Raw genomic sequence first — 15983 nt, 5'->3', positions numbered from 1 at the left:
TTAATCCTCGGACAGAATTATAGTCAACTATCGGTGGTATAATAAAAATTATTTATAACAAAACCGCTGCTAGTTTAAACCGGTTAAGGGAGGAATCAGACGATGAATATACGAGATTTAGAATACTTTAACGCTTTGGCAGATATGCTTTCTTTTACCCAAGTGGCGCATAAATTTGCCGTCAGTCAACCAACCGTCAGCTACGCTGTCAAACGCTTGGAAGAGCATTATGGCTGTGATTTGATTGTGCGAGAAGCCTCGCATCGCTCCATCTCATTGACGACGGAGGGGGAAATTTTGAAGGCTCATGCACAGTATATCTTAGATGAATTTGTGACCTTGGACCGAGCCATCGACCATGCTAAAAACAACCGGACCCACATCGGTTTGCCGCCGATCATTCGTTCCAAAGTTTTTTCAAAACTCTTAGATGAAAAAGAGATCATCCGCTTTATTTCGAAATTTCACTTGGTATCTGGGGGATCCAATGAATTGCTTTCAAAACTATTATCGGGAAAAATCGATTTTAGCTTGCTGGGCAGTGTCAATCCCCTCGTCCACCCGAATCTGCAGGTGAAATTATTGCATCAGCAAGAATTCTTTATTTTTGTGTCAAAAGAAAACCCATTAGCTAAGAAAAAGGAAATCTCATTTGAAGAAGCTGCCGAATATCCCTTTATCCTATTGGAAAAAGGCTATACCCACATGCGCGCTTTTCAGAATTTAAGTGAGAAATCAAAGAAGAAGCCGGAAGTCCCCTTTTATTTTTCAGACGTCCAGACGATTGGCCAGCTGGTCAGTTCCAATATTGGCATTACCTTGATGACGGAATTTCCTGTGTTTCAAGAAATGGAAGGCTTAGTGAAAATACCGCTAGTCCCTGAAGATAAGGAAATTTTTTATATTCAATATGCCTATTTAAAGAGTGCGATGTTGAATCAAGAGGTTCAAAAGTTGATTAGGATCTTGGATGAGCTGTCTTGGGAGGAGGAAGAGGGAGGAGTGGGGATTTTTTGAGGTAAGGTCAGAGAAAAATGGTGTAGGTATGTGTTCTTGAGGTAAGAAAAATCTTTCAAAGTAGAAAAAACAAATGGATGATTTCTTTAACCGATGAAACGAGAAAAAATTCCTTTATTTGGGCTGTTCTTACCGCATGAAAAAACGCTAAAAACCTTGATAACTATCGGTTTATAGCGTGTGTTTTTGGTATAATAGTAGTACAGTAAAGTTTGTGACGGTGGCGCTTTTTTTGAAAGTGAGGTGGTGCATTATGAATGTACTATCGAAATCTGAAGAAAGGAGCAGTCTTTTGCAAGGTGTAGATATAATCGGCATTTTGTTAGCAATAGCGCCTGTTTTATTAGCCTTTATTGGTTTAATCGAAGCATGTGTGAAACTAGCAGATACGATTATAAACACTCGTTCTTCTAAGCGTAAAAGCAAGAAGAAACGAAAAAAGAGTGCAAAAAAATAACCGTCAACTTTAGCCGGCGGACGATTATTTTTAACAATTAATTAAAACTGGCCACCGTCTTAAACGGTGCTGTAGGGGAGTAGTTAGCGCAACTCCTCTTTACATAGTAATTATAGCAAGATTTCAGTGAAATATCAACCTTTTGCTCTACAGACGTGCCTTGCAAGTCTATTTTTTTTGCCCTCCTAAGTGGTGGAGGCGGCTGGAACGTGGAGGGCAAAAAAGATCGCTTTTCTTTCTTAAAAAAGGTCTAAGTACCACCATTGTTCCGAAATTTAACCATCCATTTTCTCGGTATTCTTAATCCATCAGGTACTTGAAATACCTTTCATGCGCATGAAGAAACTGAGTGAACAATGGAAAATGGTACAACAGAAAATAAAGGCACCTTTTTAGATCTTTTTTCAGGAATCGGAGGATTTCGTTTAGGAATGGAACAAGCTGGCTTTCGATGTGTTGGGTATTGTGAGATCGATGGCCATTCCAGAAAAAGTTATCAATCAATTTTTGACACAAAACAGGAGGTAGAAATGCATGATATCACAAAACTTTCAGATGAATTTATTCGAGGAATCGGACGTGTGGACATTATCACGGGAGGATTTCCGTGCCAAGCTTTCAGCCTTGCAGGAAAAAGAAAAGGTTTTTCAGATACTAGAGGAACTCTCTTTTTTGAGATTGCACGCTTCGCATCTATCTTGCGACCTAAGCTTTTATACCTTGAAAACGTCAAAGGACTCCTCAACCATGAACGAGGGGCTACGTTTGAGACGATCCTCCGAACCCTGGATGAATTGGGGTATGACGTGGAATGGCAACTGTTTAACAGCAAAGAGTTTGTCGCCCAAAACAGAGAGCGTGTATTTATTATCGGACATCTTAGAGGAGCAGGTACCAAAAAGATTTTTCCTCTCACAAGAGAAGAAGGATCAGCTGATCAAAAATCAGGAAGGATCCGTTTAGCTGGAACGACACATGCAGCGAATGATTTAAGTCGTTTTACACGAGAAAGAACGTACTACACGGATGGTCTGATGGGGACTTTGACCGCAACGGACTACAAAACACCGAAACAAATCGTTGTTGGCAACATCAATCCAAGCGGTGGCGGAATGAATGGCCAAGTGTATGACGCTTCAGGACTTAGTCCTACGATCACCACAAACAAAGGAGAAGGAAATAAAATTGCGATCCCGATACTAACGCCAGATAAAGCTACTATTCGTCAAAACGGCCGTAGAATGAAGGAAAATGAAGCGCCTATGTTTACTTTAACCACACAAGATCGTCACGGAATTATCGTGGCAGGGTCGATCGATGGTTCCTATCGATCAGCTGCAGCGATCCATTCCATAGAAGGGTTATGCCCTACACTTACCACCATGAGTGGTGGCGGCCACGAACCCAAAATACTGGTGAAAGAAGCCACGAAAAAAGGCTATACTGCAGCACTACCAGGCGATAGTATTAATTTCGCTTATCCTAAATCTACAAAACGTCGGGGACGTGTGGGAAATCAGCAAGCAAATACCGTCGTTACAGGTGATCAGCAAGCAGTAGTAACCGAAGATTTTCAGATCCGGAAACTAACACCACTTGAATGTTGGCGACTGCAGTCGTTTCCTGATTGGGCCTTTTTATCAGCGAAATTCGGTAGTAGGCAGATCGCTGAAGAAATAATCAGTAACGGGCTTGATCACTATAACTGCAGATACGATCAAAAAACTTCGGACAGTCAGCTGTACAAACAAGCTGGAAATTCGGTTACTGTATCAGTCATTTATTTCATAGCAAAACACTTCGAAATAAATGATACGACGGCTTTTGATCGCTTTAGCGAAAGGTAAATAATTAAAGATAGTTCTTAAAAAGAACGGTATGCCGTGATATAATAGATATACGGTATACCGTTATTTCGTTTAGGTTAAGGAGGGATTTAATTAAAAATAGACGGAACAAAAAAAGCATTTATTCTGCTGGGAACAGAATAAATGCACAGTAACAAATCCTTTCACGGGACGCTACTACTCAAAATATACCATAATTGCGAGTAGTGGCAAGCTTTAATTGTCACACTCCTTTCAGGAGGAAAAAATATGTATGCAGATAAAGAAAAAATTGAATGGCTGCTATTTAAAAGCGGTCACTCGATCACTGAAATCAAGAATAGATCCGGAGTCAAAGCAATGACTGTCTCTGATTTGATGCACAAGAAATCTTCTATAGAAAGAATGCGATTCGATAACGCTGCAAAGCTTACAAAACTTGCGGATCAATTAAAAGAAGAAATCACTGAATAATCAGGGTTTTGCCTTGTAACTCCTTATCTTTAGGAGGAAAAACTATGAACGCCGTTTTAAATAAGAAAAAATGTACTGTGACATTTGATCACTATGAAGATAATAACAATGTAGCGATTCAACTGGTTAAGAAAAGAAGAGGTCAGTCTGAAGAAGAGCTGCTTGCTACGGCTACGGTAAACACGAGTATCGGAATCAGACAAGATTTCGTCGCAATCAAAGGGTGGTCTGAAAATACGGGCATTGAAGAGGTACTGATAGAAGCGGGTGTCATTTGTGAGGAAGCTGTAGGGGCAATTCCTTGTGGCATGGCTGTTGCAAAAGTCTTTCCCCTTACAGATGAAGCAAAGGAAGTCATGAAAAACAATCAGTAGAAAAGAGTCCGTTCAAAGCTGCGGCGAGTGTGATTTACGCTCGCTGCGTCTTTTATCAAATCTACGATCGTTTCAATGAAGGAGAGCAAGTTATGGCTATTGCAAAAGGAAACACATGTCTTCCTGTAACGCTTAATGAAAAGAGGAAGCAGGGACTGAAGCACTTGAACACCAAGTACAAGAAAAGTGAATCGAAATTAATGTGTATCGCTTTAGATATGTTGCTTGAGCAAGAAAAAGCGGGATTTGAGATTCCTGCACTTAGAAAGTGACCGCATTTTATTTTCTATTTCATTGAAGTGCTATCACTTTTCACTCATTACATTTATCAGTGAAACCGTTACCCAATACGTGGTAAACTAAAATCAGACAAAAGGCGAGATACACTGGATGAAAAAGCCCCCAAAAAAATCGTAAAATTATTAGGTTTTTCAAATGATGGCAAACTTCGCTCGTTGGTTAATTTTGTCCAATGAGATATCAATAGTAAAATGTGATTTGATGGCAGATTATTTAGAGATGAGCAATGAATTATTGCTTAGATCTATATTTTGTTTACCAATTAATACTTCTATGATTTAAAGAAATAAGGTGAGAGATACAATATTTAACCACTAGATATATGGTCTAGTGGTGGTGAAGCATGGTATCAGCTCGGCAATAAATCGGTGGGATTAAATTGAAACTTTACTGGAATAATTTTAAGGAAAATCAATAATTTAATATTTCTAATTTTATTTTTAAGCTATAATTTATTTGTCAAAAGACTTTAAAAAATTAAAAAAATATTGATATAGGTTTATATAAATGATAAGGTTAATTATGGCGCTGTCAATAAAAGGAGAATATTATTTTGAAAAAAATTAGACTAGTTTTGACAATTGGTATAATCGCATCATTCTTTGGTTTTGTAATTCCTTCTTTCGCAAGAAGTATTTCAACCTATGATGTAACGATTCCTAGACAAGGCGCAATCGTTACTGGTTCATTGAAGAAAGAGTCTGCAGGGAAAGGTGTTCATAATAACTCTGCAATAGGTGGTAATAAAAGAATCAATACCTCTATTCGTTTAAAAAAGGATAGTTCAAATATAACCCCATCTTACAATATGGGGTCTGGGGACCGAATTACACTTAGTTACTCTGGTGGCGGTTCTTCTTATAACGGTAGCAACACTTCACTTGGAATTGCAACTCCTGTAACAACTACCGTTAAAGTTGCTGCTCAAGGAAGTTGGAGTCCAGACGAAAAATAATTTATAAATTAAAATATATGATAGCGCCAGATTTTTTGCTAAAGGGGATTTAATAATGAAATATATACACTACGAATTGAAGTTAGTACTAAAATCAAAATTATTTGTTTTTTCAATAGTTTTATCAATTTTGAGTATTGTAATAGGAATAGTTGGTAATATATTGCTTATCGAAATGGAGAAAGGTTTAACTATTTTCTTTTCTGGATTTAGCTTAAGCACTTCCTCAATACTCCCTTTATTGGCTCCGTTGTTAGCGGCTTTACCAATGGCCGATTCTTTTATAAATGATTTTCAGAATAATATGACTACAGCAATATTTGTTAGAGAATCGAAAGAAGATTATTTCTTTAAAAAATTTATTAGTGTGGGTTTATCTGGTTTTCTATCTTTATTCTTCCCATTGACATTGTTACTAATAATAAATTTATTAATATTTCCTGACTATTCTAATGCATATGTAGGGGTAATAGGAGGGGCATTTTCTAGCATTTTTTCAAAAAATCAATTGTTATATGCTGTTGTCATTATAGTAAATAGTAGTATTTTTGGATTTATATATGCCAATATTGGTTTAGTTTCTTCTTTCTACTTTAAAAATCGATATATATGTGTGTTTTTTCCTTTAATCGTATATTTTTTACCATCTTTTATTTTCCCTTTTATGGGATTTGATAAATATGAACCAGTTACAACATTTGATTTAACTTCAAATACAGCCACAAATGGCTATTTAGTATCTTTGCAGTTAGCATTCCTATTTATATCGACTTTCTTTGTGGGCTATAAAAAAATCGCAAAAGGAAATTTAAACATATGATTCGAAGAACAGAAGCTATAAGATTATCTAAAAATAATCGTCATATTATATTATTTGTATGTTTATTATTCATAGTAATTTGTTTTTCTTACTATCAATTTTTTTTGGAAACACCAACTAGAAATTTTTTCATGTGGCTACTTTATAACTTTCAAAATCTTTATTCCACAATTTTTGCTTTTCCACTGCTTTATCTAATCACAATAAATTCGCAGTTTTCATTTAACCTCAATAATTATCTTTATCTTAGTAGGATACCGAATAGAAAATTTCTATTTATTTCAGATATCAATTTAGTTTTGAAAGTTACTTTTTATTATATGGCTGGGATTTTTTTCATAAGTTCAATATTAGGAATCTATGAGTTGAGATTTAATAATAGTTGGAGTCAAGAATTAGTTAATTTTTTTAAAAATACGTTTCAAGCTATACCAAATACTAATTATTCTCCCGTATTTCAAACAGGGCTTGCCTTTCTATTTTTCTTTTTATACTTATTAACTATTGGGAATTTATTTAATTTTTTGTTTGTGTTACTAAAAAAGAAAGGAATTAGCTTTTTAATTATATTTGGTATGATTGGGCTGCAAGCATACTTTTTTAAATCACCTACAAATAACTTAATTAAAATTATGATGCCTATTAATCATTATTTGATTTATTTTGAAAGAGCAAATGGCCAGTTTATTTCAATTTCTATAAGTTTTTTGTATTGGCTATCCCTTTTAGTAGCTAACTATTCATCTCTATATATACTATACAAAAATACTAAACTAGGAGATTAGGATGCATAGCATTTTACGGTTTCAAAAAATCTATTTTGCACAATTAAATAGCAAAAAATTTATCTCATCAAGCATTATATTAATTTTAATTATTTATATTTCTACATTAATCGATGTCGGTGATCAACCAGATTTAATTTATAAGTCAATCGTTAACGGTATTTCCTACCAAGATTTTTCTTTTTTAACAATTATAAGATTTTTAGTATTACATCTAACCTATGTTTATGGATTTTCGGCAGCGTCTAGTTTTAGTAACAATGCCTATTTGTATCTAGCCATTATCAGACTTAAGAGTCGATGTAATTTGTATTATAATTCTATTTTCTTTTCTTTAATTCTATCCATACTATATTGGGGGATAGCAGTTATTATTCTTGTGGTATATTTATCTGCTTTTACGCTTTTCAATAGCAGCCTATCCGAGATTTTTTTCTTATTAATTTCAAAAGAAACAATGCTATTTTGTCTATTAAATATGCTTACTAGTTTTAGTCTTATAAACATTTTTATTCTGGTTAAAGCTAAGTTAAGAAAAGAGACATTAGCGTTTGGAACAATTGTTTTTCTACTGATAATTTATATATATTCATTTTTCATTTTTGGGAAAAATCATTTTTTATTTCTTAACACAGGAATTTTAACTGTTTATAGAACTAATTTATTCTTATTGGAAAAAGAATCATTAGTGCCAAATCTTTTATGGTTTAGTATACAAAATTTAATCATAGGATATCTAAATTTGTTTAATCTGAAGAAATTAGGAGTGGAGTGATATTAGTGAAAACTATAGAAAGTGTAATACAATTAGACAATGTGAGTATGAAATTTAAAAAGCATATCATTTTCGAAGATTTATATTTCCAGTGTCAAGCTAACGAGATAATTGGTATCGTTGGTGAAAATGGATCTGGAAAAAGTGTATTATTTAAACTTATTTCTGGATTTATTATTCCAGATAAAGGAAATATATCTGTGAATGGTATTAATATAACGAGAAATAATGCACTACCTGATAAATTAGGGGTACTTATAGAGGAACCATCTTTTTTAGAAGATATTACAGGGTTTGAAAATCTTAAATTACTTTCTAGTATTAAAAATGAGATATCAGATGCTGATATATTTGAAATACTATCAGAAGTAGGACTAATCGATAGAAAAGATGAAAAAGTTAAACATTACTCTTTAGGAATGAAGAAAAAACTTGGGATTGCTCAAGCAATTATGGAAAAACAAGAAGTAATTTTATTGGATGAACCTATGAATGCTTTAGATGAAGAAAGTGTTGAAAAAATGCGATCTTTATTTAAGAAAATAGCTACTAAAGGAGCTACTATATTAATAGCTAGTCATAATAAAGAAGATATAAATAAACTCTGTGATAAAGTTTATAGAATAAAGGATAATAAATTAGAGAACATAGAATTTAAAACTCAAATAGAAAATTAATCTTATTGTTTTAAATAGTCATTCAAATAGCATATCGTCCTCTTAGTTATTTAAATATTCGTAGAAAACGATATGATTTTAATACTTAAAATAATATAATTTCTTTTCAACTGTTTCAGACAATCTATTTGATAGAGTCTACTCATCTCTACCAAATTCAATGTTTTTGAAGCATTAATTTAATGATAGCTTGCTTCAGTAATCGTATTATGCATAAAGTTTTTTTAAATGAAAAAGTGGTATGCGTGGCTATAAATGTTAGCTCTAAATACACTTTTAATCGTTGTAATCTTAACTGTTTGGCTATAGTGATCTTTATCATCAGTAGTGTTATTAACTTCATATGTTTAAATTTTTTCTGCCCAAGCAACTAATGGCAAGGTACAATGGATTATAATAGATATTATCAAATATGTGTATTGGCTAGTGGTCGTTTTTATATTTTACAAATAGAGAATCATCGAAAAAAAGTTAAGGGGCTATTATGTTAGAATTAAGCAAATCTGAATATCAACTTCTTTACTATTTTTATGAATTCAATCAGGCTTTAACTAAACACGAAATATTAAAAAGACTTCCAGAACTAAACAAAAATACGACTGCTGCTGTGATAAGAAGCTTGTTAGATAAAGGGTATTTAAAAGTAGAAGAGATTAAATATTCTCAGAACGTATTAGCACGGGCTTACAGGCCTAGTATTCCTTTTATAAATTTTATAAAAGAAGAGTATGGGGAAGTGGCTGTAGAAAAATTAGTTAATCATGCAGTAAACTCTTTAAAGACCAAAAAGCAAACCGAATACTTTTCCAATCTTATAATTGAAAGAAAAAATGCCATAAATAAGAATAGTTGAAAATTTCATATTTTGTAGACTATTCAGGGAATAAAAAAGGGTCAGAAACTTAAAAGTTTTTGACCTTTTTTCCTAAAGAACTCTTCAAACGTTTAGTCTGGAGACATAATTTATCGTTTCAAGGGCTTTAATTGCTTCAGCAACAGATCCCGCTTGTTTGCAGTATAATTTTAGCTATTATTTTCAAACTAGCACTAAACTTTCTTCAAGCATGCTATTATAATCAATTTTCGTAGTAGAAAGTCTTGTATTTATATTGTTAAAAAATGTATTGACAATTTATATACAATTAAATTATATTTAATTGACCTTCTGGCTTAACACTCAATTTAGAAGGATAATGTTTAGGGAGAGAGAATAGTGCAGGGAAAGAAGAATTATTTTAGAAAAGGGATTGTTGGTAGCGTCATCATTAGAGTCCGTATGTGGTAATATGACAGATTATGAGTATATAAGAGAAAACCTTAATAAATTATTTAATCTAAAAAAAGATATGTATTCAAAATTTTTCCAACAAGAAAAATTTTATAATTTTTTTGGTGATTCAAATATTTCAATTGCAGATAGAAATAAGATATTAAAATTGATTTTTAAAACTGAAGAAAATATTTATGTTTATTATGATGATTACTTCTTTAAATATAGTAAAAAGTGTTTTTTCGATAAAAAATTGTTAAAAAATTTCTTGGGGAATTATACAAATGATACAATGTATCCTTTTATGATATTCTCTGAAAATTTTGATAGATTCCTATATATGGACACAGTCTTTGAAGATATATTCCTTTTAAGTATAAAGTCTGAAAAGTTAAAAAATAGTATAGAAGATTTTCAGAATAACTATGATTTTATTTGGGTATCAAATATCAATAATCTAGATCTTCAACAGAGATTTGTTTCGGGATTATATATAACAAAAAAGAAATTAAAAAAATTAACAAGTATCTATTCTGATCAAGGTTTTTGAGGTTGTGTTGAAAAGCTTGAAAGATAAACGGATTTGCCTAATTTTCAACCAATGGATTATGCTGTTTTGAATGACCTTTCAATTTCATTCCAAGCAGAAAAGTCGAAGAGGGTAATTTCTCTTCGACTTTCTTTGTATAAAGCGGAAACCACTTCAATGCTTTTGGACTATAGATTTGAAAAAAATCATTACATTCGCTGTTCTTTGTATGATCTCACTTGCTTTGATAGGTGGAATCTTATTTAATGTGTCAAGTGAGCCTGAAGTTGTAAAATCAGCGGAAGTTCAGAATATTTCTGAAGCAGTTTTTAAATGGAAATCGGTTGTGCAATCGGAAGTGTAACTATCAACAACACAACTCATCAAGCAGCTTTTAATACCGGAAACCAGTTGATTAGCTTCAATGGTCAAGCACTAACCTATGATGCAAATGGGAATCGTCTAAGTGATGCAAAATATAACTACGCTCGGGATCAAGCGGATCGCTTGGTAGGGGTGACGAAAAATGGAGAAAACCAACCATTTGTCACATACACTTACGACGAGGACAACCGACGATTGTCTAAGAAGATTAATGGACAGATAACGAACTACCATTATGATGGCGATAGTATTGATGTGCTGTATGAAACAGATACGAATGGGCAAGTTTTACGTCATTATATCTACTCTGATGATAATATTCGCTTAGCTATGAAGAGTGGGAAAAACACGGTATACTATCATTACAATGGGCATGGTGATGTGGTTGCATTGACGGACGAAAACGGCCAGCAAGTAGCCAGCTACACTTACGATGCTTGGGGAAACGTTCTAACCAGTGAAGCAAAAACGGAACTAGCGAAAAGCAATCCTTATGGTTATGCCGGATATACGTACGATGCTGAAATCCAACAGTATTATTTAATGGCACGGTATTATCATCCGGCTCATGGAGTTTTTACCTCTCTTGATCCTGATCCAGGAGACGAAGATGATCCATTGACCATGAATGGATATACTTACGCAGACAATAATCCAGTGATGTATGTTGACCTTAATGGGCATTTTGCGATTGTAGCTGGTCTAGGGATTTATATAAGTGCAAAAGTGATTTTTACTGGTGTAACTATGTTAGCTGGAGCAGGCATAGGTTATTATTTGGCGAAAAAACGACCTTACAGCAAAAATAAAAGAACTACTAAGCAGGTTCCACCAAAAGGACAGCGAGGGTACAGAGGAAGAAATAGAATAAAAACTCAAGTGGAAAATGGTAGAACACACCAGAAAAGAATTTATGATGAAAAGGGGAATCCACGTGTTGATATCGATTACAGTAACCACGGTAATGCTAAACGACATCCCCATGTACCACATAAGCATATATGGAGAAAAGGTATTAGAGATAAAAAAGGTATAAAGATTCCAAAGCATACTAGAAAATAATAATCATAATGAAGGAGATGGTATAGTTATGTGGATTAATATAACTGATACAAAAGATATTAACTTAATTGTTGAAGATTATGACAACTTCCATGATGCTATTATCGAAAAAGTAAAATTTGTTTCTGGAATGAAAGTAGACGATGCAGGAAGTATAGTATTCGGAAGTGGCATAGATGATTTTTTTTTTAAAGATTCAAAATTGATCATGATAATTAGCTCACAATCTAATAATTCTAAAATAATCTTTAAGTTTGAAGAGTTATTAGATTTTAAATATCATTTTTCATCAAAATTAGATAACATTTTATATGATGCAACTCTTGATTATAGAGGATATAGATTTCACTTTAAAACAGATTTGTTTGATATTGCAGCAAAAAAATTGCTATATAAATTTCAAGATTGAAATTTGTATCATAAAATAAATCTACCCGTCGATCGGGAGGATTTGTTTACACATTAATCTGAGGTATTCAAACGACGCATACATTTTTAGTGTGATGGCGATAACATTGATGTGCTGTATGAAACAGATACGAATAGGCAATTTGTCACATACAATTACGATGAGAACAACCGAAACTTCTCTAGGAAGGTTAATGGACAGATAGCGAACTACCGTTATGAAGGTGATGGCAAAAGAGAGAGTTCAGAAAATGATTAATTTCTGAGCGCTCTCTTTATATACAATAATTGAGATCAATTACTTTTTTTATGTCCATAGAATTGTAAAGTACTTATTTTTATTTTGAAAAATTATTTTACAATTAATTGAACAATCTTTAATTAGGTCAGAAACTTAAAAGTTTTTGATCCTTTTTTCATTGCTAACTTCTTAGCTTCTTCAGTAGCTCATTTAATTGTGTTCAGTAATATATTTTTTTCAAAAAACGGAGTATCATACTACAATACGCTGATTAAAATACTTTTAAATATTTTTAATCTAATAAAATTAGGTGTGCCTACAAAAAATTGATTGCTATCCATAATTATAGTATATTTTAAATAAATAGATAAAGCGATGTTTTAGAAAATATAATAATTGTTAAATATACAGGCAGTTAAGAAAAATGTTTGGTTTGTAATAGATTTAACTTCTATATATTATGTGGTATCGAGTTAAGCACCTGAATTTATAAATAAACTATTACAAATATAAATTTATTAGTGAAAGTACTTTTTACTAATGGTATGATGACGATTTCTGTCTCATTCAAAATTTTGTTAGGAGAGCGAAAATGGAATATCTAAGTATAACTATTAAGAATCTGGATAAAAAGAGGATTAAGCAGTTTAAGCAGTTATTTTCTTCATTTGAGAATGAATTTTCAAGAATGTATAAATCACAAATTAAGTTTGAGGGAGAAGAATCAAAGAGATGGGCTTATTTTTTTATTTGCGAATTATCAGATAACAGTAATGTTGATGTTTTAAAATCAATCAAAAGTATGACTTCTGATTTAAAAGAATATATAATTCGTACAGAATTGATGGAATTGACACCAGAGAGTTTTCTTAAAAAAGTACCACATAAAACAGGCATGACAATTATTGAGCATGTTAATGTACAAGAAGAATATCTGATTGATTTCCAAAATATTATGATTAATAATAATACACCTGCTATGAAATATATTATTGAAAAAAAAGATTGGTGTAATGAGTTTATCGCTCTTGAAACAAAGAATATTTTATATCATGATGCTACTTTTAAATCATGGAATCAGATTCATTTAGTCGATATGGCCGCTTATGGAATTTTTAGGTACAAGAAGGACTTTAATGACGGGCTTCGATTAGTCGATGCACCAAGTTTTAAAACTAACTTTAAAGATCTGTCTAAAATCCGAAAATTTACTTATAAATTTAAAAGTAAATTAATATGAAAAATTATTATTGAAGCGACCTTAGAAATAAGTCTAAATGTTTAACTTTATGTAGATCACTATTTTAAAGAAAAATTTTTTTAGAATATTTCAGAGAAGCTGGTTCCTAATAACAGAAAATTTCTTGTGAATTTTTTTAAAAAATCAATAAAGGATTTTGTATTCCATTGTTTTTATAAAATATCTTGTTAATTTACTGATAGGCCAACAGAGTATACTCTACTGGCTTTTTTTTTTAATTGAAATATATAGATTATTTTTGACGGACAGATATGTTGTGCAAAATCAAATATAAAATACTGAAATGTATTAAGATCGTAGTGATACAAATTTTTTTGAAGATAGCATCGTATTAAATCTTGTACTCGAAGTACACGATTTTTTTAATGTTCACCGGTAGCTCGAATTTTTAATTCATCGTCTACTACGTATTCGGTCTATCTTACGATGTAATTATCAAAAAAGAAGTAGAAAATCTATAATTAAAAACAATGATTTTGGAAATTTAACAAAATAAAAACTATAAAGAAATTAGCAATTTTTTGGCCGTAAACGCACCAAGAGTTTTTCTTTATGCTTAATACTTGCTAAAAAATGATCGCTGGATCAATTAGCCCATAACCTCTGTAATCGATGGTTTCTACACATGCGTCTGAAATAAACTTCTCCCACTTCTTGACTAAGCATTTCAATTGAACATCCCCAATAACAAGTTTATTTTTTAGAACTATTTTTGATTCCTTAGGTGAAAATGTTACTAATTCAAAAGAATAACCAACACCTTCATTTATGTAAGACCTCCCCAGCTGCTGCACTATTTTATCAACGATTTTGGATTGTGTATCGTCATCTAATTTAACGAAAAGTACCTTTTGCATAAGTAGTATCTCCATTAAAATTTTCAATCAAATCCATTACGCCATCTGAGTTCAATCCAGCATAGTGACCTGTATGAAAGCTGATTCTTTCAATTCTTGAAGGAATGTAATGCAATAAAGCAGGAGAGTCTAAAGGAATCAACGGGTCTACAATGACTAGTTTTTCATCTGAAAATTTGTACTTACTTATTTTTCTATATTCCACTACTGATACGTTAATTTTTCTGTCCGACATCAATATATTCCTTGCGATAATTTTTACAACGCTGCCGGCTAACGGAGACTTGTCTACAAACAATACTTTTATCATAATTGCACCTCTATATAATTAATATTATTAATTAAGTATATTAATTAAAATGAAATTTGTAAACAAAAAAAGACAACTATTTTTTAAAATAGTTGTCTACAGGTAGAAGGGAGTATCTTTTGTTACTAACCAGAAAAGTCCCGTGGTTAGAGAATGTTGAAAGTCTTCGACAAAAAGTATTTCAGGATGGTTCAATTGCTTTGAAAGAATCTCTGAATTATCAACGCTTTTATATAATGCAGATTTACTCAAAGAATTTGTTGAAAGTATAAAGGCATCTGGTGAAATAACAGCATTGTAAATTTCCAATATTTCGATCAGCTTAACGATCATTTCGTCGTTATTGATAGGGGGCGTACAATTGATGAGATTAGGCAATAGTTTCGCTTCACCAGCTAGATTCCTTCCACCTTCAAAAAGAGCCCCGTTGGAGTAAATGGTGATCCCAGGCATACTGTTTTCAGGATAATAAATTCCCACTACCGTTTTGATTTCCGCTGAGTGATTTAAAACAGTATATCCCACCGTCAAGAGATGCGCATCGTTTTGAATTGAAAAAGGGATATTAGTTATTTTGGAAATCTCTTCTCCAAACGTCCAATAATTGAATACATCGTTCCAGCTTGATAGTACAGTATCCTTATAAACTTTCCCAGGTAGCGATACACCTATTTTAGAGATAGAGAAATCAAGATTTAAAAAATGGAAAATTTTTGAGACAAAAAAATCTATTGTCAATTTACTGAAATCAAAAATTCTCTCATACTTTATTTGTTGATTTAAATTCACAATTTGACCAACAATGATTAAGTTTCGATTACCATTGGTAATTCTTTCTTGAATGCTCATCAAAAGAAAAAAAGAATGATCGTAATTAAAATCATAACTCAGTGCAGGTCGACCAAGAGATTGCTGGTAAGAACTTCCAGTAGTAATAATAGAGGAACTCACTAGCTCTTGGACTAATGAATTGATTGTCACAACGCTCAATCCAGTATGTACGGCCATATCTGCTTTTAGTGCAGATTTTTCTTTATAAATGTACCTCTTTAGAATATCTAAATTTTTCTTTCGAATCATATTTCTAGATGTGGTCATGAATGAGAATCCTTTCAAATACTTATATTACTTCTAACTATAAAATATATGTAAACGAATGTAAAACTATTTAATTAACCATACTTAAAAAAAATTAAAGCCA

The 15983-nt window shown here is 32.2% G+C and carries 19 protein-coding genes and 1 pseudogene; 16 read left to right on the top strand and 4 right to left on the bottom strand.

Annotated elements, in window-relative coordinates:
* The first annotated feature begins 102 nt into the window (after nucleotides 1–102).
* From CXM95_RS17505 to CXM95_RS17440, 13 genes are all read left to right on the top strand, one after another.
* On the top strand, nucleotides 103–1017 hold the full coding sequence (locus CXM95_RS17505; protein ID WP_101699520.1) for a LysR family transcriptional regulator: 915 nt from the start codon (nucleotides 103–105) through the stop codon (nucleotides 1015–1017).
* Between the two features lie 253 nt (nucleotides 1018–1270).
* Nucleotides 1271–1474 carry a hypothetical protein gene (locus tag CXM95_RS17495; protein ID WP_086338795.1) on the top strand — a complete coding sequence of 68 codons (204 nt, stop codon included), beginning with the start codon at nucleotides 1271–1273 and terminating at the stop codon, nucleotides 1472–1474.
* A gap of 356 nt (nucleotides 1475–1830) precedes the next feature.
* The gene (gene dcm / locus CXM95_RS17490; RefSeq protein WP_101699519.1) at nucleotides 1831–3321 is read left to right on the top strand and encodes a DNA (cytosine-5-)-methyltransferase; all 1491 of its coding nucleotides are present in this window, start codon (nucleotides 1831–1833) and stop codon (nucleotides 3319–3321) included.
* A 249-nt stretch (nucleotides 3322–3570) separates the two neighbouring features.
* Nucleotides 3571–3774, top strand: a complete 204-nt coding sequence (locus CXM95_RS17485; protein ID WP_034871981.1) for a hypothetical protein — start codon at nucleotides 3571–3573, stop codon at nucleotides 3772–3774.
* Nucleotides 3775–3818: 44 nt separating this feature from the next.
* The gene (locus tag CXM95_RS17480) at nucleotides 3819–4148 is read left to right on the top strand and encodes a hypothetical protein (protein ID WP_101699518.1); all 330 of its coding nucleotides are present in this window, start codon (nucleotides 3819–3821) and stop codon (nucleotides 4146–4148) included.
* Between the two features lie 92 nt (nucleotides 4149–4240).
* Entirely contained in the window at nucleotides 4241–4420 is a 180-nt protein-coding gene (locus CXM95_RS17475; protein ID WP_101699517.1) for a hypothetical protein, read from the top strand.
* A 581-nt stretch (nucleotides 4421–5001) separates the two neighbouring features.
* Complete coding sequence (locus CXM95_RS17470; protein WP_005233107.1) at nucleotides 5002–5403, top strand: hypothetical protein; 402 nt, start codon at nucleotides 5002–5004, stop codon at nucleotides 5401–5403.
* A 55-nt stretch (nucleotides 5404–5458) separates the two neighbouring features.
* A complete protein-coding gene (locus CXM95_RS17465; protein ID WP_101699516.1) occupies nucleotides 5459–6223 on the top strand; it encodes a hypothetical protein in 765 nt (254 codons plus the stop codon).
* A 365-nt stretch (nucleotides 6224–6588) separates the two neighbouring features.
* Nucleotides 6589–7008, top strand: a complete 420-nt coding sequence (locus CXM95_RS19090) for a hypothetical protein (protein WP_223273155.1) — start codon at nucleotides 6589–6591, stop codon at nucleotides 7006–7008.
* Between the two features lies 1 nt (nucleotide 7009).
* Entirely contained in the window at nucleotides 7010–7783 is a 774-nt protein-coding gene (locus CXM95_RS17455) for a cytochrome b559 subunit alpha (RefSeq protein WP_101699514.1), read from the top strand.
* Nucleotides 7784–7797: 14 nt separating this feature from the next.
* On the top strand, nucleotides 7798–8460 hold the full coding sequence (locus CXM95_RS17450; protein ID WP_189372419.1) for an ABC transporter ATP-binding protein: 663 nt from the start codon (nucleotides 7798–7800) through the stop codon (nucleotides 8458–8460).
* A gap of 484 nt (nucleotides 8461–8944) precedes the next feature.
* The gene (locus tag CXM95_RS17445; RefSeq protein WP_016612637.1) at nucleotides 8945–9313 is read left to right on the top strand and encodes a BlaI/MecI/CopY family transcriptional regulator; all 369 of its coding nucleotides are present in this window, start codon (nucleotides 8945–8947) and stop codon (nucleotides 9311–9313) included.
* 433 nt (nucleotides 9314–9746) lie between these two features.
* Nucleotides 9747–10280, top strand: a complete 534-nt coding sequence (locus tag CXM95_RS17440) for a hypothetical protein (protein ID WP_016612636.1) — start codon at nucleotides 9747–9749, stop codon at nucleotides 10278–10280.
* 56 nt (nucleotides 10281–10336) lie between these two features.
* Here the strand turns inward: CXM95_RS17440 and CXM95_RS17435 are convergent.
* Nucleotides 10337–10444, bottom strand: a pseudogene (locus CXM95_RS17435) (IS6 family transposase); the annotation flags it as partial.
* A 148-nt stretch (nucleotides 10445–10592) separates the two neighbouring features.
* Here CXM95_RS17435 and CXM95_RS17430 point away from each other — a divergent pair.
* The 3 genes from CXM95_RS17430 to CXM95_RS17420 all read left to right on the top strand — a co-directional run bounded on the left by CXM95_RS17430 (nucleotide 10593) and on the right by CXM95_RS17420 (nucleotide 13594).
* Nucleotides 10593–11705 (top strand): RHS repeat domain-containing protein, encoded by a 1113-nt coding sequence (locus CXM95_RS17430; protein ID WP_101699512.1) that lies wholly within the window; start codon nucleotides 10593–10595, stop codon nucleotides 11703–11705.
* Between the two features lie 28 nt (nucleotides 11706–11733).
* On the top strand, nucleotides 11734–12114 hold the full coding sequence (locus tag CXM95_RS17425; protein ID WP_101699511.1) for a hypothetical protein: 381 nt from the start codon (nucleotides 11734–11736) through the stop codon (nucleotides 12112–12114).
* An 832-nt stretch (nucleotides 12115–12946) separates the two neighbouring features.
* Entirely contained in the window at nucleotides 12947–13594 is a 648-nt protein-coding gene (locus CXM95_RS17420) for a hypothetical protein (RefSeq protein WP_101699510.1), read from the top strand.
* 587 nt (nucleotides 13595–14181) lie between these two features.
* Here CXM95_RS17420 and CXM95_RS17415 read toward each other — a convergent pair.
* From CXM95_RS17415 to CXM95_RS17405, 3 genes are all read right to left on the bottom strand, one after another.
* Nucleotides 14182–14472 (bottom strand): hypothetical protein, encoded by a 291-nt coding sequence (locus tag CXM95_RS17415; RefSeq protein ID WP_101699509.1) that lies wholly within the window; start codon nucleotides 14470–14472, stop codon nucleotides 14182–14184.
* On the bottom strand, nucleotides 14450–14782 hold the full coding sequence (locus CXM95_RS17410) for a hypothetical protein (protein ID WP_101699508.1): 333 nt from the start codon (nucleotides 14780–14782) through the stop codon (nucleotides 14450–14452). Before CXM95_RS17410 ends, CXM95_RS17415 begins: the two co-directional genes overlap by 23 nt.
* A 96-nt stretch (nucleotides 14783–14878) precedes the next feature.
* A complete protein-coding gene (locus CXM95_RS17405; protein ID WP_101699507.1) occupies nucleotides 14879–15880 on the bottom strand; it encodes an ROK family protein in 1002 nt (333 codons plus the stop codon).
* Nucleotides 15881–15983 lie beyond the last annotated feature (103 nt).

This window comes from Enterococcus sp. CR-Ec1, assembly GCF_002850555.1.
Classification (GTDB): Bacteria; Bacillota; Bacilli; order Lactobacillales; family Enterococcaceae; genus Enterococcus_D; species Enterococcus_D entomosocium.
This window is presented reverse-complemented; position numbering and strand designations above follow the sequence as displayed.

Coding starts and splice junctions, on each gene's coding strand:
- CXM95_RS17505 (WP_101699520.1), top strand. CDS start 103: ATGAATATACGAGATTTAGAATACTTTAACGCTTTGGCAGATATGCTT.
- CXM95_RS17495 (WP_086338795.1), top strand. CDS start 1,271: ATGAATGTACTATCGAAATCTGAAGAAAGGAGCAGTCTTTTGCAAGGT.
- dcm (WP_101699519.1), top strand. CDS start 1,831: ATGGAAAATGGTACAACAGAAAATAAAGGCACCTTTTTAGATCTTTTT.
- CXM95_RS17485 (WP_034871981.1), top strand. CDS start 3,571: ATGTATGCAGATAAAGAAAAAATTGAATGGCTGCTATTTAAAAGCGGT.
- CXM95_RS17480 (WP_101699518.1), top strand. CDS start 3,819: ATGAACGCCGTTTTAAATAAGAAAAAATGTACTGTGACATTTGATCAC.
- CXM95_RS17475 (WP_101699517.1), top strand. CDS start 4,241: ATGGCTATTGCAAAAGGAAACACATGTCTTCCTGTAACGCTTAATGAA.
- CXM95_RS17465 (WP_101699516.1), top strand. CDS start 5,459: ATGAAATATATACACTACGAATTGAAGTTAGTACTAAAATCAAAATTA.
- CXM95_RS17455 (WP_101699514.1), top strand. CDS start 7,010: ATGCATAGCATTTTACGGTTTCAAAAAATCTATTTTGCACAATTAAAT.
- CXM95_RS17445 (WP_016612637.1), top strand. CDS start 8,945: ATGTTAGAATTAAGCAAATCTGAATATCAACTTCTTTACTATTTTTAT.
- CXM95_RS17440 (WP_016612636.1), top strand. CDS start 9,747: ATGACAGATTATGAGTATATAAGAGAAAACCTTAATAAATTATTTAAT.
- CXM95_RS17430 (WP_101699512.1), top strand. CDS start 10,593: ATGGAAATCGGTTGTGCAATCGGAAGTGTAACTATCAACAACACAACT.
- CXM95_RS17425 (WP_101699511.1), top strand. CDS start 11,734: ATGTGGATTAATATAACTGATACAAAAGATATTAACTTAATTGTTGAA.
- CXM95_RS17420 (WP_101699510.1), top strand. CDS start 12,947: ATGGAATATCTAAGTATAACTATTAAGAATCTGGATAAAAAGAGGATT.
- CXM95_RS17415 (WP_101699509.1), bottom strand. CDS start 14,472: ATGCAAAAGGTACTTTTCGTTAAATTAGATGACGATACACAATCCAAA.
- CXM95_RS17410 (WP_101699508.1), bottom strand. CDS start 14,782: ATGATAAAAGTATTGTTTGTAGACAAGTCTCCGTTAGCCGGCAGCGTT.
- CXM95_RS17405 (WP_101699507.1), bottom strand. CDS start 15,880: ATGACCACATCTAGAAATATGATTCGAAAGAAAAATTTAGATATTCTA.